The sequence below is a fragment of the Shouchella rhizosphaerae genome (assembly GCF_036700015.1).
Lineage (GTDB): Bacteria > Bacillota > Bacilli > Bacillales > Bacillaceae_D > Shouchella > Shouchella rhizosphaerae.
In genome coordinates, this window is record NZ_CP144921.1 from 2865630 (window position 1) to 2887329 (window position 21700).

A 21700-nucleotide genomic window follows, 5' to 3' on the forward strand; every position below is an offset into this window, starting at 1 on the left:
CTCCTATCCAATTGCTTTCAATGGATCAATCTTTACGATGCTTCTTACTGAGAAAAATGCACCTAAAACAGCGATGACTATGATGAGCCCACTAATTCCTGTGAAAAATTCGATCTTTATTTGGAAAGGCACCGCTTCTGGCAACAGCAAGGATGTACCCAATGTGGCCAGCAAGCCGATCATGACACCTAATGCTGTTAATAAGAACGTTTGCGCAATAACAGAAGTTGAGATATATCGACTAGAAATGCCTTGGGCTTTCATTACCCCAAAAATTTCCGACTTTTGCATAGTCAGCACATAAACAAATATGCCAATCACAATGGCGGCAATGATAATGAGAAATCCAATCATAAACCCAAACGTTAGTACTTGTGCACTGTAACCAGGAAGTTCATTGATGAAAGTGGCGATATTTACTGTTTCTAACTCATCAGGCGTGTCATTCAGTTGCCCTCTCGTCACAATTGCATTAATAGGCGCCTCATCGACTGTTTCTGGCTGATCAAAACGAATTTCTTGGTTAGCCCTGATTGACGTGTATAAAACTGGGGATACATTGAACTTTGCATCATCCGTAAAACCAACGATTGTCAATTCTTTATCGTTGCCTGCTAATGTTATACGATCCCCTAATGACAGGCCGTATTGCTCTTTTAAGCTCACATCTGCGACCGTTTCATTGTCGTTTGTAAACATTTCTCCCTCAATTATGTTCGGGACTAAAAATTGATCTGGCACAATGCCAAAAAACTGAACATTGACCTTTTCATCGACATCTTCTTGTGTAATCACACCGGCCGTTTGCGCTAAAATCGCTTTCTCATCAGCGGAAACGTCGTCAAATACATTGGTTGAGACCATTGACATGTTTAAATTGTTATTTGATTCTTCCGCTAATAATATGTGATCGGCGTCCCATTTATCGACAACCATGCGATTTTCCTGTGCCAGCCCATAGGCTAATCCCGTTAAAAAAAAGACCAAATAGGCAATCAAGAACATGACACCTATCACCAAGGCATAGCGTAATTTGGAATGCTTCATTTCATTGATTGCTAAAAACATCTTAACGCCCCTCCTCGATTTTATCGAACGATAAAATGAGCGTAACATGTTTGTTAAGGGACTTCAACAGTAAGGGCAGAGGCAACGAACAGTCGGTGAGTGAATGAATAAAAGAGGCTTGTCTAGTATCGCTAGAGTATCTAGACAAGCCTCTTTTGATAGTCAGAGTGTAGTGCGTATAAATTACATAAAATGGGTTTCCTAAAATTACAAGGAGCTAGTTTCCCTAACCTCAGTTAGAATAAAAGCAACGCAACATTCTGAGTTTCTAATTGGTTTAGTTACGTTAATAATGAGGTTTATGATCTGTGAGTATAATCCTTGGTTATAAAGCGAACAAAAACTGAACGCAAATGTGATTGAATATGTAAGCGCTTCGATATAATGTAATAAGTAGGAGGAGGAATGCTTATGCTGCAGCAAAGATCCCTTAACATCCTAGAATTAATAATGGGAAATCATAATATTACCATGAAAGATTTAGAGGTAAAAACGTTATTAACGAGGAGACAGATTAACTACGATCTAACGCGAATTAATGATTGGCTCTTACAAAATAAATTTAAAGAAATAAAAAAACAAGGAAAAGAAGGCTTTCTTTTTCAAAATGATACAAATGAAGTACTCAAAGCCCTTTTGAAGGAAAATGTGAAATATATACTGAATGAAGACGAACGATTGATGGCTATTTATCTTTATTTATATGTAAGTAGAGAGGAAATATCCTTATTTCATTTCACAGAAATGTTGGATGTAAGTCGAGGTACGATAAATGATGATTTAAAGAAGCTAGCCAATCAGTTAGAAGATTATTCATTAAAGCTGTCTTATTCAAGGTTGAGAGGATATCACATTGAAGGGGAAGAAAGTACGATTAAGTATGTTGCTCTGTTATTAATAACGAAGCTAATTGATGATAATCGTAGCCACTACATTTTTCATTTAATTATGGAAGAACAGGGACTATCGTTATTTAACAAACTAACTTCTGTCTGTAAAACCTGTTTTTACAAAGATAATATTCATTTTTCAGATAATGATCTATTAAAAGTAACGTATATCGCCACCTTTATTTTAATGAGAGGCCGGGGAATCAAAGAAGACTTTTTACAAGAAAACAACTTTGTTTTTGAAGGCCATAACGAATATGCTGTAGCAGGAGAAATTCTGGATAAATTAGGTATGGATCACAATGAACATATTGAATTTTTAACGTCATTATTGTTAGCGTTTTCAATTGGGGATTCTTATTTAAACACACCAGATTATCCAATGCTTAAAAAGATCATTGAAAAAATAATGATAAAATTAGAAGTTTCGTATGGGATTCAGCTAAATAGTAAGGAGGAAGTTTTAGAGCAAGTATATGCGCATTTCAGACCAGCCTATTATCGAATCATATTTCAATATCCGATTGTCAATCCATTAAAAGATAAAATCAAAAAGCAGTACAATGCTTTATTTAAACTATTAAAGGATATACTCGAACCGCTAAATTTACCGAATAATATAACGGTTTCTGATGATGAGATCGCCTATTTGACAATTCACTTCGCGACTTTAATTGATATAGATGTAACAACTGTAAATAGTACGAAAATGATAAAGGCAGCGATTGTCTGTCCAAATGGAACAGGGATTTCTTTATTGTTATACAAGGAATTAAAAAATATTTTTCCTAAAGTGTATTTTTTGAAACCGATTCCAATCAGTAAATTAGATAGTTTAAGAGATGATATAGATATTATTTTTTCTACAAAATTAATTAAAGCAACACAGCCTATTCTTGTCGTAAGCCCTATTATGAATAATTTAGAAAAAGCGACTTTGATTAAAAATTTTTATCGGAAAATAGGGAAGACGGTTGTTACTGAAAATTACTATGTGGAAGATTTACTAAAAGTCATTATCAAACATGCTGTAGTTAAAAGGCCGTCAGAATTAAAAGAAGAGTTAAATAATCTAATCTTAAATTATTCATATGTTGATGGTATTGAAGGGAGACAACCGATGCTAAGTGAAATTGTCACTAAAGAGTTAATTCAACTGAATGTTGAGGCGGTTGATTGGAAAGATGCGATTAAAAAAAGTGCGACCTCTTTAGTTAATCATCACAAAATTACAGAAGGATATGTAAAAGCCATGATTGACAGTGCAGAAGAAAGCGGTCCATATATTGTGATTACAAAGCATGTGGCATTGCCACATGCCAGGCCTGAAGACGGGGCGAATGAGTTAGCAATTAGCATAACTACTTTAAAAAAACCGGTTGAATTTGGAAATAGCGAAAATGATCCGGTGAAGTATGTGTTTTGTTTAAGTGCATTAGACAATATAACGCATTTAAATGCTTTATCAGAGTTAGTTGGACTGTTAGGTGACCATGCCTTTTACGAAACATTGGAAAAGGCAAAAGAACCTAGTGAAATCATAAATTTCATAGAAAAATATGAAGAGGAGATGAGTTTATCATGAAGGAAGCATTGGTAGTATGTCGTACAGGAATGGGAAGCAGTATGATGTTAAAAATCAAGGTGGATCAAGTTGTAAGAGAGAACAAGTATCCAATAAAAGTTAGCCATGACACATTAAGCGCAGTGAATCAATTTAATGGGGATTTATTAATTACGATAGAGGATTTAATACCGGATGTTAAAGATAAAGTGAAGTATGTGATTGGAATTAAAAATTTGATGGATAAGGAAGAAATTAAAAGGAAGTTAGAAAAGTTTATGGAGGATACGAAATAATGCATGCGTCGAAATAATAAACAGGGGGGAGCAATATGGAGTTTATTAAAGCGTTTGTTATAGATTTACTTGGAACGGCAGCTATTTTAGTAGGGTTAATGGCTTTTATCGGATTGGTTTTACAAAAGAAACCATGGGATGATATTGTATCTGGAACCCTTAAGACGATTGTAGGATTTTTAATATTTTCGGTCGGTTCGGGGGCAGCTGTTCTCGCATTAGATAGCTTTCAAGGCTTATTTAGTGAAGGATTTGGTTTAAACGGGGTGCTCCCATTAGCAGAAGCAGTCACTGCACTTGCACAAGACAGGTTTGGAACAGTTGTCTCTCTCGTTATGCTAGTAGGGTTTGCGTTCAACTTACTATTTGCCCGTATCACGCCATTTAAGTATATATTTTTAACGGGGCAACATAATCTCTATTTAGCTGCACTACTGACCGTCATGCTAAAAGCATTAGATGTAGGGAATACAGCTATCGTTATTGTTGGCGGAATAATATTAGGATTTTCAGCTTGTATTTTCCCAGCCATCGCTCAACCTTATATGAGAAAAGTGACAGGTAATGATGAGATTGCATTAGGCCACTACGTAACAGTCGGTTATGCCATTTCTGGATGGGTTGGGTCAAAGGTAGGAAAGCCTGAAGATACGACAGAAAACTTGAAATTACCTAAATGGTTATCGATGTTTAAGGATTATGTTGTAGGGGTCAGCTTGACAATGATTGTATTTTACTATATTGCTACCTTTGCGGCAGGCCCAAATTTTGTGGAGGATTTATCAGGTGGCATGAATTGGTTAGTCTATCCATTGATTCAAGGTCTGACATTTGCCGCAGCGCTTTATGTCATCATCACTGGCGTGAGAATGTTGCTTGGCGAAATTGTGAATGCTTTTGTAGGAATATCAGAAAAACTAATACCGAATGCGAAACCGGCATTAGATTGCCCAGTTGTATTTCCATTCGCTCCTACAGCTACAGTCATTGGATTCTTATCTGCCTATGCTGGTGGACTACTATGTATGGTTATGTTTGGTGTATTTGATCTATCTGTCATCATCCCTGTCGCCGTTCCGTACTTCTTTATTGGTGCCACAGCAGGCGTTTTTGGAAATGCCTCAGGAGGTTGGAAGGGTGCATTGGCAGGTAGCTTTGTCGTCGGTATTCTCATTGCAATCGGTCCTGCGATTATTTATCCAATTATGGCGGATATCGGTTTAACCGGGACAGCATTCCCAGAGACTGATTTTACGATTGTAGGGGTACTGGTGTATTACATTGGCCAATTTCTCATAAATTTATTCTAATGTTACTAGGAGGATGTTCAATCATGAAGCCATTAACAAAAGAAAACATATCAGAATTATCAGTCACTACAGTGAGAACATTGTCTATCGATAGTGTCGAATATGCTCAACATGGGCATTTGGGAATGCCGCTTGGAGCTGCTCCGATGGCATATGCATTGTTTAGAAATGTGTTGAAGCATAATCCTAAAAATCCAAAGTGGTATGATCGAGATCGATTTGTTTTATCGTCAGGGCACGGATCGATTCTGCAATATACTTTACTGCATCTTACTGGATATGATGTCTCCCTATCTGATTTAAAAAACTTTAGAAAGCTTGGCAGTAAGACACCGGGTCATCCGGAAGTTGGTTATACTCCTGGCGTAGAGGCAACAACTGGGCCATTAGGCCAAGGTCTGCCGATGGTTGTGGGGATGGCAATCGCAGAACGCCATCTAGCTGCTAAATATAATAAAGACGATCTAAACATCGTCGATCATTACACGTATTCAATCTGTGGTGATGGCGATTTAATGGAAGGTGTAGGGCAAGAAGCCATGTCGCTTGCAGGTCATTTAGGGCTTGGCAAGTTGATCGTTTTATATGATTCTAACGACATATGTTCAGATGGCTCTGTTACTGATAGCAACACGGAAAATGTACAAGAAAAGTATAAAACAATGGGCTGGCAGACGATTTTGGTGGAAGATGGAAATGACCTTGAAAAAATACAACAAGCGATCGAATTAGGTAAAAAAGAAACGAATAAACCGACCTTAATTGAAGTTAAAACCGTTATTGGCTACGGTTCTCCAAACTTAAGTGGAACTGAACATATTCATAGCAATCCAGTTGGTGAAAAAGAAGCTCAACTCATTAAGCAGCAATACGGATGGCATTTTGAGGATCCATTTCACATCCCAGATAAGGTAAAAGAAGATTTTTCGCAAGTCCTTTCGAATGGTTTGGATAATGAAAATAAATGGAACGAATTATTCAAGCAATACCAACAGAAGTACCCAGCATTGGCTACTGAATTTATTCGTAGCATGGAAAATGAAATAGAAATAAATGAATTATCAACGGAGTTCACGGAAGAAAAAGTAGCGACAAGATCAGCGTCAGGTACCGTATTAAATGAGATTGCTTCTAAAGTGCCGTCCATTATCGGTGGTTCAGCAGACTTAGCTTCATCAAATAAAACAACCCTTCGTGATAATGAGTTTATGACAAAGGAAGACTATCGTGGATCAAATATTCATTTTGGCGTTCGGGAATTTGGAATGGCTGCGATTATTAATGGGATTGCATTGCATGGTGGAATAAAAGGATATTGTGGTACATTCCTCGTATTCTCGGATTATATGAGATCGGCCATTAGAATGTCCGCTATTATGAAAGTTCCAGTAACTTATGTGTTTACGCATGATAGCATCATGCTAGGACCAGATGGGCCTACACATCAACCAATTGAACATCTGATTAGCTTAAGGGCTATGCCGAACTTAAATGTGATTCGGCCGGCAGACGCGAATGAGACGAAAGCTGCCTGGCTTATCGCAGCGAATTCTAAAAAAACACCAACTGCGATTATACTTGGGAGGCACGACGTTCCCGTATTAGACAATGCTTCTTTAGAAGGGGTCCAAAAAGGAGGATATCTCATTTCTGAAGGAGCGGAAGAGGCGACAGGTATTATTATTGCGACTGGATCTGAGGTGGAATTGGCAATAAAGGCACAGAAGATTTTGGAAAGTAAAAATATATTTGTGAATGTCGTAAGTATGCCTAGTTGGGAATTGTTTAACCAACAAAATGAAGACTACAAAAATAGTGTTTTACCATCAAACCTTGATAATAAGCTAGCTGTTGAGATGGGGTCTGATATTGGATGGAGAGAGTATATTGGCCCTAAAGGAGACACAATAACGATTAATACGTTTGGAGATTCAGGAAACGGGCAGGAATTGGCTGAAAAATTAGGCTTCACACCAGAAAACATTGCACATAGATTTATCGAATTGAAAGAAAGGAACTTATAAGGATCTGCACAAACCATAAACAACCATTTCTTCACCATAATTTGAAGAAATGGTTGTTTGCATGAGCTATTAACCTTTCCCTTGTACTTGAAAATACAGGGGGAAGTTATCCTAACAAAAAAGAAATCAACGATTCTAGCCTTGAAAATAAAATAGGAGACTTCAGTCTGTCACAAATCTTTTCTCATGAAAAGAGGGTACTGGCAAAAAGAAACAATCAATAGCAAAATGCCTAAAGAAATAAAGATAAGTGTACTCGGTAGAACTTGGCTTAATCCTGTAAACATACCACCGATGGCCATGCCAGAATAACGGATAAAATTAAACAAGCCTAAGGCAGCACCTCTATATTCTGAAATTTTATTACTGATCATTGTCGAAAACAATGGGGGCGCAAAACCGATAGTGACGCCATATAAAAACAACAACGTGCTTAAACCGATAATCGTTTTCGTATGGAATATGCCAAAAAGGATAATCAACGCTGGCATGACAAACAGAGTGGCTCTATACAGCTTACCTAATGCTATTTTTCTTTGTAACTTTTTAAAGAGCACACTGCCTAAAATCATGCTTACAGTTAGAGGTAAATACAATAATCCGATATATTGTAAATCAACGTGATAATGATCTCGAAGTAATAGTGGTAAAAACACGAGAATGGCAAAGTATATAAAAAATACAAAGAAGCTTATCAACATCATCATAAAAACAACACGATTAGAAAAAACGGAACGGTACGTCTGTAAAAAATGGTCTTGCTTTTGTGAATACTCTATTTTATAGCCGCTGTCAGGAAGTCCGTACATCATAGACAAAAGCAATATAACACAAATAACCGAAAGAAATAGAAAGATTCCTTCGTAACCAAAGTACTCTCCTACTAATCCGCCGAGTACTGGAGAAAGCGCTGGGGCAAGAGTCAGTACAATTTGATAAGTACCCATTGCGTTTCCTCTTTCTTCCCCTTCAAATACGTGTGAAATCATAGTGATTGTTACCAGTGGAATAATTCCAGCACCAACCGCTTGAATGAGCCTACAAATTGTAAAGAGCAGAAAATCATCTGTAAACGCACAAATGGTCGTCGAGATCCCCATTAAGACAACACCTAGTATTAATAACCTTTTCTGATTTTTTCGATCGACCACTGAGCCTAAACAGATTTGTACAAGCGCTATAGTCAGAATGAAGCTGCTCACTGTGAAGTTTACCCAATGAATCGACACGTTAAAAGAATCTCGAATAAGGGGAATGACCGGTGTATAAATATTTTGATTCAAGGAAGCGAAAAAGCTGCTAATGCTCAACAAAGATAGTATAAGCATTTTTCCATAAGCCTGTTGCCGTAACATACCTCGTTTCCTTCTTCCATTTTTAATGTGACTTGATATTTTCTGCAAGAGCATGTAAAAAACGAATAATTGTCTCTAATTCTGTTGAATTAAATTCAGCAAAGATGCGCATATAGCGATTCCTTGCCTGTTCATGCAATTGACTATGGATAAAGGCGAGCACCTCTCCTGATTTCGTTAGACGGTAATATACTTCTTTTTTGTTATCTGCTAGTTGTGTCTTCTCCAGGATTTGCTGATCCAATAATTTCTTTACTGCTTTTGTAATAGCTGGCTTCGATACGTTTAAATGTTCTGCGAGCATGGTATTATTTGCTCGTTCTTGTTCTTTTACAATCGCCACAATGTGTAATTGAGTCAGTGTCCAATCAGAAACAATCGATTCCTCCTGGCTGCCTTTCATTGCCTTCCTTCTTCTGTCAGCGGCTTCTCTTTCTTTAATGACTTGTTCCAGTGCTTCGAGTGCTTGTTCTTTTTTATTCATTTGATTCACCTATCTTTATTTTATTAACTGGTTAACAATATTGATTGTATGACTTTTTTAATAAGAATTCAACCCTTAAAAATGTGTGAAAATATTTTTTTGTTATTAGTTATCCGGTTTACTATATTGGTGTGGCGTATGCGTTGGTGAAGTGAAAAGGTTCAGCAATCCATTAAGTAGAGGAGGGGATGACCATTAAATGGCGTTAAAAGGGGATCGATAGGAGATGATTCATAACACTGTGTTTTTATGGGAAATGAGCGCACAAAATGAAAACGGATTAACTTTTTATAGATGTCTATCCTAAGCCAATCCGTTTTTAAGATCTCAATATTAATAGAAGTTTAAATAGGTACAGCGAACTTCAATCAAATAGTAATCATAAAAAACTACACTTTTTGAATAACTATTTTTAGATATTTCGGTTACTTTGATCCTAGCCCTTTCATCTTTTTCCACTTTCTAATTTTCGTTCGAAAGCTTTTAAATGGAGCCACTGTATTGATATGAATCCATTTCCAAATGGGCCAATTGGCTGGCGTAGAAGTCGCCCATTGTCTACCACCTGGTTCAAATAATTCTTGGTCGCTATAGCTCTCAACTAATTGAACGATTTTATGAACATCTTGTTGAAACAGGTCAATCAATGTTTCAAGGGAACACGCTGCGTACTTGTCATAAAAGCTCTGATAAAGGCCACCAAGGTTATTCCATTTATAATTTTCCGTTGGTGTTATGACGTGCTTTCCATCCTTATTATCTTGTTCCCAAGAGAGGATTAAATTGATCCAGCCTAATTGGTAGGCAATCATCTGGGCTGGCGTTCGGTCCACTTCTTTTACGAATACATCTTTATCAAGATCATCAATAGCATGAAATTCATTCATGAATAACGTTGCTCTTTTCATTATTTCATCAATCAAAGCTTGTTTATTCGCGTAGTTGCTCAGTTGTCATCATCCTTTCTTAACCGTTTTTGCTTATATACTTTTATACAGATTATACAATCAAACGACTCTTAAAAATGTGAAACAATGTTCATATGATTGTTCGCTGAGATCTTTAAGGCATTTCGCAATTAAGGGATTAGAAAAACTGTCACAGATCATTTGATTACTGATTGGCGCGGCAGGGAATATAGATGTATGCGAATAATTATATGATAAGCATCGATTTGCTCATTAAGGAGAGGGGAATATAAAAATGAAAAAATTGTTGAACGATCCGAATCAGTTAGTGTCCGATTTCCTAGATGGGTTTACTGCTGTTCATACGAGTCAATTGAAACGCCTTCCAAATAGCAATGTGGTTGTCCGTAAGCAGCCAAAAACGGATAAAGTCGGTGTTATTAGCGGAGGGGGCAGTGGTCATGAGCCTGCTCATGCAGGTTATGTTGGTCACGGGATGCTCGATGCTGCCGTATGCGGTGAAGTCTTTACTTCGCCAGGGGCTGATCAATTTTTAGCGGCGATTGAAGCAGCCAACCAAGGAAAAGGTGTGCTTCTTGTCATAAAAAATTACAACGGCGATCAAATGAATGCAGAAATGGCGATGGAAATGGCTGAGGCACAAGGTATTCAGACAGAAATGGTGGTCGTTAACGATGATGTAGCTGTGGCTGATCCAGCACAACGGCGTGGCATCGCTGGCACGGTTCTTGTCCATAAAATTGCAGGAGCTTGTGCAGAAACGGGCGCTAGTTTAACGAAAGTAAAGGAAGTCGCTGAAAAAGCAATAAGCCGTATCCGCAGCATGAGTGTGGCTTTAACGCCTTGTTCATTGCCTGGCGTTGACCAACCTAGCTTTGCTTTGGCAGAAGACGAGATGGAAGTCGGCATTGGCATACATGGTGAAAGAGGGATGTATCGAGAAAAAGTCGCTCCATCGCAAGAAATTGCCAAACTGCTCGTGTCGAAAGTGGCCGCTGAATTGCCTGGCTCTGATCCACTAGCTGTCCTTATTAACGGCATGGGCAGCACGCCGTTAGTAGAGCAGTACAGTTTTGCTCGTGACGTGCTAGCTGAACTAGATAAGCAGTCCTATAAAATACATGCCACCTATGTAGGCGATTATATGACAAGCCTTGATATGGCAGGCATTTCCTTGACGTTGTTTGTTGTCGATGACGAGTTAGCGCCTTACTTACAAGCAGAGGCAAGGACCGTGCAATGGCAATCGTAAGCAACTCGTTTTTGAAACAATGGGCGATCATTTTGACAGAGGAGGAACCGGTATGAATACAACACAGCTTAAACAATGGTTAACAGAACTGGCGGCTGTTATTGCGGACAACAGAGACGAATTGTCGAAATTAGACCAAGCATTAGGGGATGGGGATCATGGCCTTAACATGCATCGCGGCTTTCAAGCAGTGCTTTCCGAGCTGCCAAACATAAAGGAGGAGGATGAGCCGGCGGCATTGCTGCAAAAAGTCGCTACCATTCTCATTTCAAAAGTAGGAGGAGCGTCAGGACCTTTATACGGTACCGCGTTTTTACGTATGTCCGCTGCATGCAAAGGAAAACAGACACTTGATGATGAGACGATGGTGGTTGCTCTCAAACAAGCAGCTGAAGGCATCGCCCAGCGCGGAAAGGCCGCGCCAGGAGAAGGGACACTTCTTGATGTTTGGTCCACGGTGGCGAATGAAGCAAAGGAAACCGGCATGGATTGGAACCAGTTGGAAGCGTCTGCTAGAGACGGGATGGAAGCAACGAAGGATATGGTCGTCAAACGTGGCCGGGGCGCGATTTTAGGCGAGCAGTCAGTAGGCCATATCGATCCTGGGGCAGTCTCAAGCTATTATTTGTTTAAAACGCTATGCAACACAATGAAGGCAGGTGAGTGATGTATGGCAGACACACGTGTAGCGATTTTGCTTATTTCCCATGTGGAAGCACTGGCGGACGGCGCCCAAGCATTGATGCAACAAGCAAACCGTGATGTTGGTATTTATGCTTGTGGCGGTTTGGAAGACGGAGAGATCGGCACAAGCATCGAACGGATTCGCACAGTTATAGACAGAATACCAAGTGATCATGATATTTTGGTTTTCTACGATATAGGAAGTGCGAAAATGAATGCGGAAATGGCACAAGAGTTTGAGCCGAACCGAACGATCATGATTAGCGACGCACCTTTAATCGAAGGAGGATATGTGGCGACGATTCATGCAGGGCTTGGAAAAGGGATCGATGAAGTAAAAAGGAATGCAGAAAGCAGCTACCAGAAAGGGGAGTAAACCAACTGTCATTTCTGTAAAAACGAGCGGGTCACTCTTCTGTTTCTTTTTAAATATGCATAGAAAGCAATTTGAATGGAAATGTTATGGAACAAAGGAGTGATGGTGAAATGACAAGAGGACAGTCTCGTAATAATAAACATAAAGACAAAGCTAAATTGTCGCAAACGCCAAAACAGGAAATCGTAAGTGATGGAATTGACGAAGAATATTCCACCGAACTTGCGGACCAAGACGATATAGAGGCTCAACAACGGGCTGCCGCTGCTGACAGACGCGCCAACCCTAATAACGAAGCATAATGCATATTAGCCAACCCGAATAGGTTGGCTTTTGTTTGTAAAAAGATGGTTGCGTGAATGTTCTTTCTTCGGTATTCTTTCCTATAGAGGGCAAAGCAGGGGGGAAGGATGGAAAAGAAAAAAGAGTGGCGCAAGTTAGCGATTTTGCTTGCTTCGATCGGTATTGCCAACATTGGTGATTTTGTTTATTTAGTGGTGATTAATATTATTGTCTTTGACATGACTGGTTCGGCTGCCGCCGTAGCCGGGTTGTGGATTGTTAGCCCAATTGTGAACATTTGCACGAAATTTTGGACGGGGAGTTTTATTGATTACCGAAGCAAACGGGCAGTAATGATGGTGACATACGGACTTAGGGCCGCTTTTATTGCTTTGCTTCCTTTAGCCCCCAACATCGCTATTATTTATTTGATTCTTGTTTGTTTAAGTGTGGCCCAATCTTTTTTTACGCCAGCTTCGATGACGTATACGACCATGCTCGTTCCTGTTGAAAAGCGGAAGCGCTTTAACGCCATTCGCTCGTTTTGTTCATCGAGTGCGTTTATTGTCGGTCCTGCGATTGGCGGCGCTATGATTCTAGCAACCTCTATTTCCTGGACACTTTGGGCAAATGCTTTGTTTTTTGTCGTTGCTGCTATTTTCCTTGCACTATTGCCAAAGGCAGAGAAAATCAACCAAGCAACGGTTCCAAAATTAACGGTTGCACAAGTTGCTAAAGATTTTACTGCTGTCGCCGCGTTTTTGCGAAACCACCAATATATTACATTCATTTACGTTGTTTTTTTGCTAGTTATGTTGTTTTCGTTTGCCATGGATACGCAAGAAGTTGTCTTTACACAGCAAGTTGTTGGTTTATCGCAAGTTGAATATAGTTTGCTTGTTAGTATTACCGGGATCGGTTCGATTGTTGGCGCCGCCGTTTTGGCGTTGTTTGCCAATCATATTCCGTTGCGGCATATGATTGGCAGTGGGCTCCTTTTAATGACAGCAGGTTACCTCATGTACGCGTTTTCTTGGTCGTTTTGGTCCATTGCCGCTGGCTTTATCGTTCTCGGCTTGTTTAACGTATTTGTGAACGCTGGAATGGCGACTTTTTATCAAAACCACATTCCAGTAAAAATGATGGGGCGAGTTACAAGCATGATGCAATTAGGCCAAAGCATTTTTCAAATTCTTTTTATTTTAGCGGTGGGCGTGATGGCTGATTGGTTTTCCTTACGGCTAACCATTGTGGTGCTCGCCCTTGCGATGGCTGTCCTCGCCTGTTTATTTGCGATTTCCGTTTTCCGACCAGGCAATCGACCATTTTTTGAAGATCAAACAACAAACGAGCAAACGGGGCAACAAGCAAGGTAGGTCATTGCTAAGTTGTTTTCGTTTAGAAAAGGAGGCGGTCATTTGTTTAAAAACACTTTAGAAGGAATTCCGTACGTCGCTGGGGCTAAGTCTATCCGCCAGCTCGTCAAAGGGTTTTCCAATGATGAAAAATATGTACTTGATGAAACCTATCTAGTCCGGCTATTTCCGTTAACGGAAGCAGAATGGCGTAAAAAAGAATTTGAATTAGTTCAAACATGTGCCGCCCATTCTGATTTCGTCCCCAAGGCATTGGCATTTGGCCACTTGCCAGCTGATGGCAAAGCGTATATGGTGCTGACTTACATGCCGGGAAAAGATGGTGAAGAAGCACTGCCAGCGCTGTCTGAAAAGGAGCAATACCAAATCGGTTTTGTGGCGGGGCAAGAGCTGGCTAAGCTGCATGAAATAGAAGCGGATCAGGACTGGCCTTCTTGGGAAATAGCCAAAAAACAAAAGAGCGACCGCTATTTGTCAGCGCTAGAAAAAATAGAAGAGCTTGACCCTGCCCTTAAACAGTTGTTAACAGGCTATATTGGAGAAAATGAATGGTTGCTGAAAGGGCGTCCGAATCGTTTCCAACACGATGACTTTCATCCGGCGAATATGATTATTGACCGTAACCGTTTTGTCGGTTTGGTTGATTTTGGCCGCTTCGACTTTGGCGATCCGCTTCATGACTTGCAAAAACTTGGCTTTTTTTCCATTCGAGTAAGCATTCCCTTTTCCATTGGTGCCATTGACGGCTACCATAACGGTGAAAAACCAGGAGAGCGTTTTTGGCAACTTTATGCCCTGTATAGCGCGATGCATATAGTGTCTGCCATCGTTTGGGGAAAGCGGACTAGCGAAGAACAGTATGACACGCTATTGGCCTACTCTCTTGACGTGGTGAATGATCATCATGATTTTACGGAAATCATCCCTAGTTGGTATCGGCAAAAGGCAGGTATGTTTTTTTAGCTGCCACCTCCTTATTCATTTTGATGGAAATCTACATATGCCATGAGTGTGCCCTCTACTAGATTTTCTTTTTAGGCTGGCTTTCTCGATAAAATCTTTCGCTACGATAGGGAGTGAGCCATTCGCTTTCAATAACTTGTATCGCTGCCCCTTTAATAGGAAGAAGGCGGCGTGATAGGCGGCAAGCCAGTGATTCATAGTCTTCGATGAAATCGACATGACGCTCATAGGGGACAAGCACTTCTACGAGTGCAGTGGCCGCGACTTCGTTGAATTGGTTTTTCCAATGTTTATAGTTTGAGAGATCCGTAACACGGAGGCAATCAGACACAGGGTTTTGATAATGAGCGTGGAACAGCGCTTTCGTAGAGGCGAGGTTAGGAGTGCCATTTCCGAAATCGTGGTAAAGCGTTGTCCTGCAAGTGACTTTACAGGCATACATCGATGTCAATCCTCCTCATTAAATCGTGTTGTTAGTATACTAGATTTTAGGAATGAAGCCAACAAAGTTGAAGACGAATAATGGGAGGGCTATACTTCCCATTGTTCGTTTTTTATATTGACACGTTTCCCAACCATTGCTACACTAACAATGTCCAATAGGAAAATACCCGTATAATTGCAGGAATAAGGCCTGCACGTTTCTACCGAGCCACCGTAAATGGCTTGACTACGGCATGATAAATGGAGCGCAACATCGTTGCGCCGTTTGTGTCAGCCTCAGGTAGAAGATCCCTGGGGTTATTTTGCGTTAGGAGGAAGAAAAAGATGGATCGTTTTTTTAAGCTTACAGAGAATGGGACGTCTGTTAAGCAAGAACTGCTAGCTGGGTTCACCACGTTTCTTGCGATGGCGTACATCTTGTTTGTCAACCCTGATATTCTTGGGGCAGCGGGAATGAATGTTGGGGCAGTGTTTGTTGCGACAGCACTTGCAGCAATGACTGGTTCTATCATTATGGGGCTCGTTGCCAATTACCCAATCGCCCTTGCACCTGGAATGGGACTGAATGCCTTTTTTGCTTTTTCTGCTGTCATTGGCATGGGCTTATCTTGGCAGGCTGCGCTTCTTGCCGTATTTTTCTCAGGTGTCATTTTCCTTGGCATCACCGTTTTTAAAATCCGTGAAAAAATTATTGATGCGATTCCAGAAGAATTAAAATACGCAGCCGGTGCAGGGATTGGGTTGTTTATTGCCTTTATTGGCTTTAAAAATGCGGAGATTATCGTAAGCGACCCTGCCACCTTTGTGGCGCTTGGCGATTTGTCAGCTCCTGGCCCTTTGCTTGCTGTTTTTGGGATTGTCGTTACGATTATTTTTGTCGTCCTCGGCTTTAAGGGCGCGGTGTTCTATGGGTTGGCGATTACTGCAATCGTCGGTGTCATTACTGGTTTTACGACATTAACAGGCGTCGTTAGTGCTCCGCCAAGCATCGCACCGACGTTTTTACAAGCATTCCAAGTAGATTGGCAAAATGAAGTGTTTACTGTGCAAATGGTTGGTGTTGTGTTAACGCTCTTATTCGTTGTCTTTTTCGATACAGCAGGCACTTTATTTGCCGTTGCCACTCAAGCAGGCTTTGTAAAGAACAACAAACTTCCACGTGCGGGCAGAGCGTTGTTTGCCGATGCGAGCGCTACGACCATTGGCTCATTGCTCGGGACATCGACAACAACTGCTTACGTCGAATCCACATCAGGCGTTGCTGTCGGAGGGCGCACAGGGCTAACGGCTATTTTTACAGGATTGCTGTTTGTCGTCGCTCTGTTTTTCTCGCCGTTGCTTAGCATCATTACAGGCCATGTGACTGCTCCGGCATTAATTATCGTTGGCGTCATGATGGCGACATCATTGCGTTTTATCGATTGGAACAAAATGGAGATAGCGATCCCTGTCTTCTTCACGGTTGTCACCATGCCGCTTACGTACAGCATTGCCACTGGTATTGCTCTTGGGTTTGTGCTTTACCCGATTACGATGGTAGTAAAAGGGCGTGGAAAAGAACTCCACCCACTTATGTATTTACTGTTTGTCGTGTTTATCGTCTATTTAGGTTTTCTCCATCATTAAGCAAGAAAGCTGGCGCTCTGTCGCCAGCTTTTTTGCTATAGAGGTAAGGAGGAGTTTTTTGTTTTCTCTTGATAAGGTGGTTAACTCATTTGCCGAATGAAAACTATATTTGTCGTAATAACTCTTAAACTGTCTAAATGGTTGAGTGATCGTTTTTCCATTGTTATTGTTAACTGCGACAGTATCGTATGTTTTTAGGTACCCAACTTTTAAAGGAATGATGTATTAGTGGCTACTATAGGAATACTAATCATTGCCTCGATAAGTGTCATTGCTTTTATTGTCTCTGTATTTGGTAGACACACAATAAAGTCCAATTATTTGGCCAGTTTCTTTTGCATGTTAATAAGTGGTGTCGTACTTATAGAAGTAGTGAGCAGTGGCACTCGTGACGTCTTAACATTTGGCACAATTTTGTTGTTATCCCTTTTTGCCGCTTTTTTTGCTGCCGATTTAAGAACGATCAAATGATCGCGAACCGTTGGCCAGCGATTGGTGATTTTGTCCTTGTTCCAACGTCCATCTAAGCAGTGATCACTCAATCCTTTTGCTTTGCGAATCTGTTAATGCCTCGACCCACTGTTTGAAGTCTACAAGCCGCCTATAGTCGGGTTCAATGCTGGTGCCGGCAATGATTAATGGGATGGTTGAGTCAAGCTTATGCAAAGAACCATGGCCTGCTCCGCCTGAATGTTTTGGTGTATGCTTTGCGATAAATTCATAGCCTGGAAGAGCATCTGCAATTAAAAAGCGGCCATCGTGTGAATGGAGGGCGCCGTGGAGCCTTGCCAGGGCATCGGGGTAGTCATCGAACTGTATGTCATTTTGGTCATTTGTTGTAAGACCTAAAATTGTCTCATCCCCATCGATCGACCAAGTTTGTTGGTAAGGGTCTGTATAGTCGCCGTTGGGAGAAAAGGTAAACAGCTCGTTTGACTTTGGAGAAGAGACATAATGGATGCCATTTTCGCTCCAGGCAACAAAGCCGATTCGTGAGTCGGCTGTTAATTTTGCTGCTACTTCTAAGTAGGAAAGTTGCTCATCAAGCAAATGCAAATAAGTCATGCGCGCGTTAAGGGCAGGAACGATTTGAAAAGATGCTGGAGACGCCTCTTCACCAGCATTCCAAACGGTAAACTGAGACAATAGCTGATTTATGTCAATTTCTGCTGTTTGCCCATCAGCCAAAATATCGGCTTGACCACTATCCCCACAAACTATCCAGATCGCTTGTTCCATTGCTTCTTCCCAAGATCGATACGTGTTTAAAATCGTTTGCAGCTCTTTGTCAACTTGTAAAATGCCTTTCACTGCCATCGAGCCGTGTTTGTGGACTTGTTTATCCAATTCAGGGAAGTAAGCGAGCGTAAAAGCAGGCAGTTGGTTTTGCTCGATAAGATAGACTAACTCATTTGCGGTCGCTGCATCTGTTAATCCAGCTGATTTCCATAACTGAAGATCGTTTTTCGGACTGAAATGGGAAAACGCCCCCATTGACAACAACGATGGCCCTTGTGTTTGAATCGTTTTCGGCAGCATATTTAGCCACGCTGCTCCATTAGGTGTCGTTAATGTGTGCGGCTTTGGGCCTCGATAAATTAAACCATTAAGAGATGCTGCTTTGAGGTTGCGGGAAGCTAGTTCTTCATAAATCGTTGCCGTCTGTTTGTTTAAATGCTTTTGGTTTAAATGAAGCATGCTATCAGTTGTGACTTGCTTGACGCCAAGGGCGATGATTTCATTTAAGCCGCTGCCATAATTAACAAGGCGATTTTCATCTGTTTTAAACCAGGCCAAACCGGGAATGCGATGACCGTTTGCATACGTCCCTGTAAGCAAAGTGCTGTCAATGGTCACAGACATTGTTGGATACGAACTAACCAAATCAGTGTAGTAACGGCCATTGTTGATGAGAAACTCAAAAGCTGGAGCATTTCCGTCCGCCACTGCTTTTTGCAATGGCTCGTCCATGAGCGAATCAACCAATAAGAGGATGACAGGTTTGCCTTGCTTGTTGCTAGCATGGTGCTGATTGATGTTTTTGGCGGGAGTGTGTAATCCAATGATCGAAACTGCAGCTAGCAAGAACACGATTAAAAACACAAATAAGAGCTTTTTCTTCATACGAGCGCACTCCTTTAAAGCGTTAAGGGAAGAAAGACAACCGGCATCTCAACAGGAAACGCCGGTTGTGTTGTTAAACGTATTACTTTGCATTTGGAAAGATTCGTCGAATGGTTTCATTAAACTCGTCAACAAACCCTTTCACAGGCTCTCCATTATTTATGCGGTCTGTATAATCCCTTGCTCGTTCAACAAAGTCAGGGTTTGAAGAGACATAGACATTGTTCATATTTTCATCTGTTTTCCTAACTTGTTCAGCGATTTTCTCTTTTAACTCCTCTGTGACTTCATCTTCGCCGCGATCGGTCATCATCACAGCAACATAGGCATTATCCCCAGCAATAAGAACGTTAGCCCTTTCCACTTCATCGAGTTCGGCCACGCGTTCAGCTGTTTCATCAGCGACCTCTAGGCGATCTTCTACCGGCCCGGCGTTATCATCATACCCTTGTTGGCGTGTTTCTGTTTCTCTGTTGTCATTGTCGTCCACTTGCTGGTCACGATCATTGTTGTTTTGAGCCATGCCACAACCCGTTAAGACGAGGCCTATGAGACAAATAGCAGAAAACTGTTTGATACGATTCATCAATTATCCCTCCTAATCTTGGTACTGGTAGGATGTGATGATTGTTTGCCTATTATTCACAGGAAAATGAGAAGGTTGTTTTGTTGGGCGATTATGGGGGCCATGCCAATAATTGCAGGTAACAACGCGTCGTTAAATTTTCTATACTTGATGTATAGAGGAGGACGTTCCGTGATTATTTTTACACTATTAGCGATATTGGTTATTTTGCTTTTTTATAGAGGCTACAAAAACACGCAACATTTGGTAGTCAACACGGTTTCTGCATCTGAGTCGGATCGGGAGGCTAACCATTCCTTATGCGTCCTGCATATTTCTGATATGCATCTTGAACGGATTTCCGTCACTCCTGACCAGCTTTATGAAAAATTGCGCCATAAGCGGATAGACTTAATTGCTTTAACGGGTGACTTCGCAGACCGCAAGAAAAGCATTCCGAAAATGATTCCATACTTGAAGATGTTCAGCCGATTAAAGCCGCTCTATGGGATGTATGCTGTATTTGGCAATCACGATTATTGGTTGAAGAACCCTGATTTTCAAGACCTGAAGGAAGTATTAGAAAAGCATGGTTGTAAGACGATGCAAAACGAAAATGAGGCGATCATGATCGACGGGAAACGGTTAAATATTATCGGCATTGATGATGCTGGATCTAACCGAGAGGATATAGACAAAGCGTTTAATGGCGTAGCCAATGGATATAACCTCGTATTGACCCATGATCCGAATATTGTCCTTGATATGGATCATGTCTCGTTTGATTATTTGCTTGCTGGTCATTTTCATGGCGGGCAAATCCATTGGCCAAAGCCTTATCACCTTGTGAAAATGGGAAAATTAGTACGTTTGAAAATGGTAAAAGGGTTGCATCACCATAAAGGACAACCGTTTTATATTAGTGAAGGTTTAGGACAAACAGGGTTAAATATCCGCCTTGGAAGCCGCCCTGAAATTACGCTGCACCATTTCGCGTTAGGGTGTTAACAAAAAATAATAGCACGTTAGCTGGTTAGGTGCTTGCCACTAAGAGAAGGGCCTCCAAGAAAGGGTGTCCTCTTTCTTGGAGGCTTAAGTCATTTTGAAAAGAACCCCCGCAAAGCAAAGGCAATATTTTGCGGACGTTCGGCAAGGCGGCGCATGAAGTAACCGAACCAATCGGTTCCAAAAGGCACGTATAACCGGACTTTGTAGCCTTGTTCGAGCAGTTCCTTTTGTAGCGTTTCGCGAAAACCATAAAGCATTTGAAATTCAAACTGACTTTTAGGAATGCGGTTTTCCGCCGCATACGTTTTAACTTTTTCAATAATATGGTGGTCGTGGCTGGCAATCGCCGTATACGAACCGTTATCAAGGTGAAGACGAATAATGTTGAAATAGTTTTCATCGATAAGGGCCTTTTCTTGTAATGCCACTTCTGCTGATTCTTTGTAAGCCCCTTTAACGAGGCGGAGAGGAACGCCTTTTAACGAGCGGACGTCTTCTTCTGCTCGGTGCAAGTAAGCTTGGATGACAGTGCCAACGCCGTCGTATTCATTCCTGAGTTTCTCTAAAATACGCAAAGTTTGTTCGCAGTGCGCATAATCCTCCATATCGATTCGGACGAAAATTCCGAAGCTACGTGCCGTCTGGACAATCCGTTTCATGTTTTTGAGGCAGAACGATTCATCAATATCAAGGCCAAGCTGCGTCAGTTTGACGGAAAGGTTGCAGTCAGCCCCTGTTTCATTAATGGCGCGTAGGACGTCTAAGCATGCTTCTGTCGAGTCGAGCGCTTCTTGTTCTTCGGTGACGAATTCGCCTAAATGGTCTAATGTACAAACTAGGCCTTTGTTATTTAAATCAATAACTGTGGCCATCGCTTCTTCCAGTGTTTGTCCAGCGACGAATTGCCGCGCGCCAAATTTTAATCCCCATTTTTTAGCTGCTTTATTTAATGGTTTGCTTTTAGCAAGCTGCATAAAGAATGAACGAAGCGGTTGATCTAGAACCATCGATGATTCCTCCTATTGAAATGTGAAGTTGCTAATAACAATGCAAGAAATGTGCCAATAATGAAAAATACGC

21 protein-coding genes and 1 riboswitch are annotated in these 21700 nt (G+C 41.0%); of the genes, 13 read left to right on the forward strand and 8 right to left on the reverse strand.

The genetic code is table 11. The features are described 5' to 3' along the window. Positions 1–3 precede the first annotated feature (3 nt). Complete coding sequence (locus V5G21_RS14240; protein ID WP_095255244.1) at positions 4–1068, reverse strand: ABC transporter permease; 1065 nt, start codon at positions 1066–1068, stop codon at positions 4–6. A gap of 411 nt (positions 1069–1479) precedes the next feature. Here V5G21_RS14240 and V5G21_RS14245 point away from each other — a divergent pair, with 411 nt between their 5' ends. Genes V5G21_RS14245 through tkt form a run of 4 tightly spaced genes read left to right on the forward strand, consistent with a single transcriptional unit; the run spans position 1480 to position 7152 of the window. After that, positions 1480–3543, forward strand: a complete 2064-nt coding sequence (locus V5G21_RS14245) for a BglG family transcription antiterminator (protein WP_220558104.1) — start codon at positions 1480–1482, stop codon at positions 3541–3543. After that, positions 3540–3818: a PTS sugar transporter subunit IIB gene (locus V5G21_RS14250; RefSeq protein WP_011245801.1), complete on the forward strand. Its 279-nt coding sequence runs from the start codon at positions 3540–3542 to the stop codon at positions 3816–3818. The genes V5G21_RS14245 and V5G21_RS14250 overlap by 4 nt, the downstream gene beginning before the upstream one ends. Positions 3819–3853: 35 nt before the next feature. Next, positions 3854–5128, forward strand: coding sequence for a PTS ascorbate transporter subunit IIC (locus V5G21_RS14255; protein WP_011245802.1), 1275 nt, complete (start codon positions 3854–3856; stop codon positions 5126–5128). A 23-nt stretch (positions 5129–5151) separates the two neighbouring features. Beyond that, positions 5152–7152 (forward strand): transketolase, encoded by a 2001-nt coding sequence (gene tkt, locus V5G21_RS14260; protein ID WP_338464850.1) that lies wholly within the window; start codon positions 5152–5154, stop codon positions 7150–7152. Positions 7153–7322: 170 nt separating this feature from the next. On the opposite strand, the gene V5G21_RS14265 is transcribed toward tkt, so the two are convergent. The 3 genes from V5G21_RS14265 to V5G21_RS14275 all read right to left on the reverse strand — a co-directional run bounded on the left by V5G21_RS14265 (position 7323) and on the right by V5G21_RS14275 (position 9878). Then, positions 7323–8507, reverse strand: coding sequence for an MFS transporter (locus V5G21_RS14265; RefSeq protein WP_338464851.1), 1185 nt, complete (start codon positions 8505–8507; stop codon positions 7323–7325). A 22-nt stretch (positions 8508–8529) separates the two neighbouring features. Then, the gene (locus V5G21_RS14270; protein WP_338464852.1) at positions 8530–8991 is read right to left on the reverse strand and encodes a MarR family transcriptional regulator; all 462 of its coding nucleotides are present in this window, start codon (positions 8989–8991) and stop codon (positions 8530–8532) included. A gap of 425 nt (positions 8992–9416) precedes the next feature. Further along, positions 9417–9878, reverse strand: coding sequence for a ClbS/DfsB family four-helix bundle protein (locus V5G21_RS14275; RefSeq protein WP_338464853.1), 462 nt, complete (start codon positions 9876–9878; stop codon positions 9417–9419). Positions 9879–10194: 316 nt separating this feature from the next. On the opposite strand from V5G21_RS14275, the gene dhaK reads away from it, so the two are divergent. The 6 genes from dhaK (at position 10195) to V5G21_RS14305 (ending at position 14853) form a co-directional block, all read left to right on the forward strand. After that, positions 10195–11172, forward strand: a complete 978-nt coding sequence (gene dhaK / locus V5G21_RS14280; protein WP_338464854.1) for a dihydroxyacetone kinase subunit DhaK — start codon at positions 10195–10197, stop codon at positions 11170–11172. A 52-nt stretch (positions 11173–11224) separates the two neighbouring features. Further along, positions 11225–11839, forward strand: a complete 615-nt coding sequence (dhaL, locus tag V5G21_RS14285) for a dihydroxyacetone kinase subunit DhaL (protein ID WP_304527907.1) — start codon at positions 11225–11227, stop codon at positions 11837–11839. A 3-nt stretch (positions 11840–11842) separates the two neighbouring features. Next, positions 11843–12232 carry a dihydroxyacetone kinase phosphoryl donor subunit DhaM gene (gene dhaM / locus V5G21_RS14290; protein WP_304450467.1) on the forward strand — a complete coding sequence of 130 codons (390 nt, stop codon included), beginning with the start codon at positions 11843–11845 and terminating at the stop codon, positions 12230–12232. Positions 12233–12342: 110 nt separating this feature from the next. After that, positions 12343–12534 (forward strand): YfhD family protein, encoded by a 192-nt coding sequence (locus V5G21_RS14295; RefSeq protein ID WP_304450468.1) that lies wholly within the window; start codon positions 12343–12345, stop codon positions 12532–12534. A gap of 108 nt (positions 12535–12642) precedes the next feature. After that, a complete protein-coding gene (locus tag V5G21_RS14300) occupies positions 12643–13890 on the forward strand; it encodes an MFS transporter (protein WP_095294815.1) in 1248 nt (415 codons plus the stop codon). Positions 13891–13932: 42 nt separating this feature from the next. Further along, positions 13933–14853 carry a phosphotransferase family protein gene (locus tag V5G21_RS14305; RefSeq protein WP_304450470.1) on the forward strand — a complete coding sequence of 307 codons (921 nt, stop codon included), beginning with the start codon at positions 13933–13935 and terminating at the stop codon, positions 14851–14853. Between the two features lie 58 nt (positions 14854–14911). Here V5G21_RS14305 and V5G21_RS14310 read toward each other — a convergent pair whose 3' ends face one another. Next, the gene (locus tag V5G21_RS14310; RefSeq protein WP_338464855.1) at positions 14912–15295 is read right to left on the reverse strand and encodes a hypothetical protein; all 384 of its coding nucleotides are present in this window, start codon (positions 15293–15295) and stop codon (positions 14912–14914) included. Between the two features lie 149 nt (positions 15296–15444). Then, positions 15445–15546, forward strand: a riboswitch (purine riboswitch). 75 nt (positions 15547–15621) lie between these two features. Between V5G21_RS14310 and V5G21_RS14315 the strand changes: the two genes are divergently transcribed. Both V5G21_RS14315 and V5G21_RS14320 read left to right on the forward strand, forming a co-directional pair. Next, on the forward strand, positions 15622–16923 hold the full coding sequence (locus V5G21_RS14315; RefSeq protein WP_011245814.1) for an NCS2 family permease: 1302 nt from the start codon (positions 15622–15624) through the stop codon (positions 16921–16923). A 228-nt stretch (positions 16924–17151) separates the two neighbouring features. Beyond that, positions 17152–17394: a hypothetical protein gene (locus V5G21_RS14320; protein ID WP_142300144.1), complete on the forward strand. Its 243-nt coding sequence runs from the start codon at positions 17152–17154 to the stop codon at positions 17392–17394. Between the two features lie 63 nt (positions 17395–17457). Here V5G21_RS14320 and V5G21_RS14325 read toward each other — a convergent pair whose 3' ends face one another. Next, positions 17458–19047, reverse strand: coding sequence for an alkaline phosphatase family protein (locus V5G21_RS14325; RefSeq protein WP_095294805.1), 1590 nt, complete (start codon positions 19045–19047; stop codon positions 17458–17460). 82 nt (positions 19048–19129) lie between these two features. Then, positions 19130–19633: a YhcN/YlaJ family sporulation lipoprotein gene (locus tag V5G21_RS14330; RefSeq protein WP_035204745.1), complete on the reverse strand. Its 504-nt coding sequence runs from the start codon at positions 19631–19633 to the stop codon at positions 19130–19132. A 150-nt stretch (positions 19634–19783) separates the two neighbouring features. Here V5G21_RS14330 and V5G21_RS14335 point away from each other — a divergent pair, with 150 nt between their 5' ends. Then, positions 19784–20620 carry a metallophosphoesterase gene (locus tag V5G21_RS14335; RefSeq protein WP_095294830.1) on the forward strand — a complete coding sequence of 279 codons (837 nt, stop codon included), beginning with the start codon at positions 19784–19786 and terminating at the stop codon, positions 20618–20620. Between the two features lie 89 nt (positions 20621–20709). Here the strand turns inward: V5G21_RS14335 and V5G21_RS14340 are convergent, their stop codons facing one another. Then, positions 20710–21627 (reverse strand): proline dehydrogenase family protein, encoded by a 918-nt coding sequence (locus tag V5G21_RS14340; RefSeq protein ID WP_095294804.1) that lies wholly within the window; start codon positions 21625–21627, stop codon positions 20710–20712. Between the last annotated feature and the right edge of the window lie 73 nt (positions 21628–21700).

Bases quoted from the DNA above. Each gene is read 5' to 3' on its own strand.
- V5G21_RS14240 (WP_095255244.1), bottom strand. From the start codon at position 1,068: ATGTTTTTAGCAATCAATGAAATGAAGCATTCCAAATTACGCTATGCC.
- V5G21_RS14245 (WP_220558104.1), top strand. From the start codon at position 1,480: ATGCTGCAGCAAAGATCCCTTAACATCCTAGAATTAATAATGGGAAAT.
- V5G21_RS14250 (WP_011245801.1), top strand. From the start codon at position 3,540: ATGAAGGAAGCATTGGTAGTATGTCGTACAGGAATGGGAAGCAGTATG.
- V5G21_RS14255 (WP_011245802.1), top strand. From the start codon at position 3,854: ATGGAGTTTATTAAAGCGTTTGTTATAGATTTACTTGGAACGGCAGCT.
- tkt (WP_338464850.1), top strand. From the start codon at position 5,152: ATGAAGCCATTAACAAAAGAAAACATATCAGAATTATCAGTCACTACA.
- V5G21_RS14265 (WP_338464851.1), bottom strand. From the start codon at position 8,507: ATGTTACGGCAACAGGCTTATGGAAAAATGCTTATACTATCTTTGTTG.
- V5G21_RS14270 (WP_338464852.1), bottom strand. From the start codon at position 8,991: ATGAATAAAAAAGAACAAGCACTCGAAGCACTGGAACAAGTCATTAAA.
- V5G21_RS14275 (WP_338464853.1), bottom strand. From the start codon at position 9,878: ATGAATGAATTTCATGCTATTGATGATCTTGATAAAGATGTATTCGTA.
- dhaK (WP_338464854.1), top strand. From the start codon at position 10,195: ATGAAAAAATTGTTGAACGATCCGAATCAGTTAGTGTCCGATTTCCTA.
- dhaL (WP_304527907.1), top strand. From the start codon at position 11,225: ATGAATACAACACAGCTTAAACAATGGTTAACAGAACTGGCGGCTGTT.
- dhaM (WP_304450467.1), top strand. From the start codon at position 11,843: ATGGCAGACACACGTGTAGCGATTTTGCTTATTTCCCATGTGGAAGCA.
- V5G21_RS14295 (WP_304450468.1), top strand. From the start codon at position 12,343: ATGACAAGAGGACAGTCTCGTAATAATAAACATAAAGACAAAGCTAAA.
- V5G21_RS14300 (WP_095294815.1), top strand. From the start codon at position 12,643: ATGGAAAAGAAAAAAGAGTGGCGCAAGTTAGCGATTTTGCTTGCTTCG.
- V5G21_RS14310 (WP_338464855.1), bottom strand. From the start codon at position 15,295: ATGTATGCCTGTAAAGTCACTTGCAGGACAACGCTTTACCACGATTTC.
- V5G21_RS14315 (WP_011245814.1), top strand. From the start codon at position 15,622: ATGGATCGTTTTTTTAAGCTTACAGAGAATGGGACGTCTGTTAAGCAA.
- V5G21_RS14325 (WP_095294805.1), bottom strand. From the start codon at position 19,047: ATGAAGAAAAAGCTCTTATTTGTGTTTTTAATCGTGTTCTTGCTAGCT.
- V5G21_RS14330 (WP_035204745.1), bottom strand. From the start codon at position 19,633: ATGAATCGTATCAAACAGTTTTCTGCTATTTGTCTCATAGGCCTCGTC.
- V5G21_RS14335 (WP_095294830.1), top strand. From the start codon at position 19,784: ATGTATAGAGGAGGACGTTCCGTGATTATTTTTACACTATTAGCGATA.
- V5G21_RS14340 (WP_095294804.1), bottom strand. From the start codon at position 21,627: ATGGTTCTAGATCAACCGCTTCGTTCATTCTTTATGCAGCTTGCTAAA.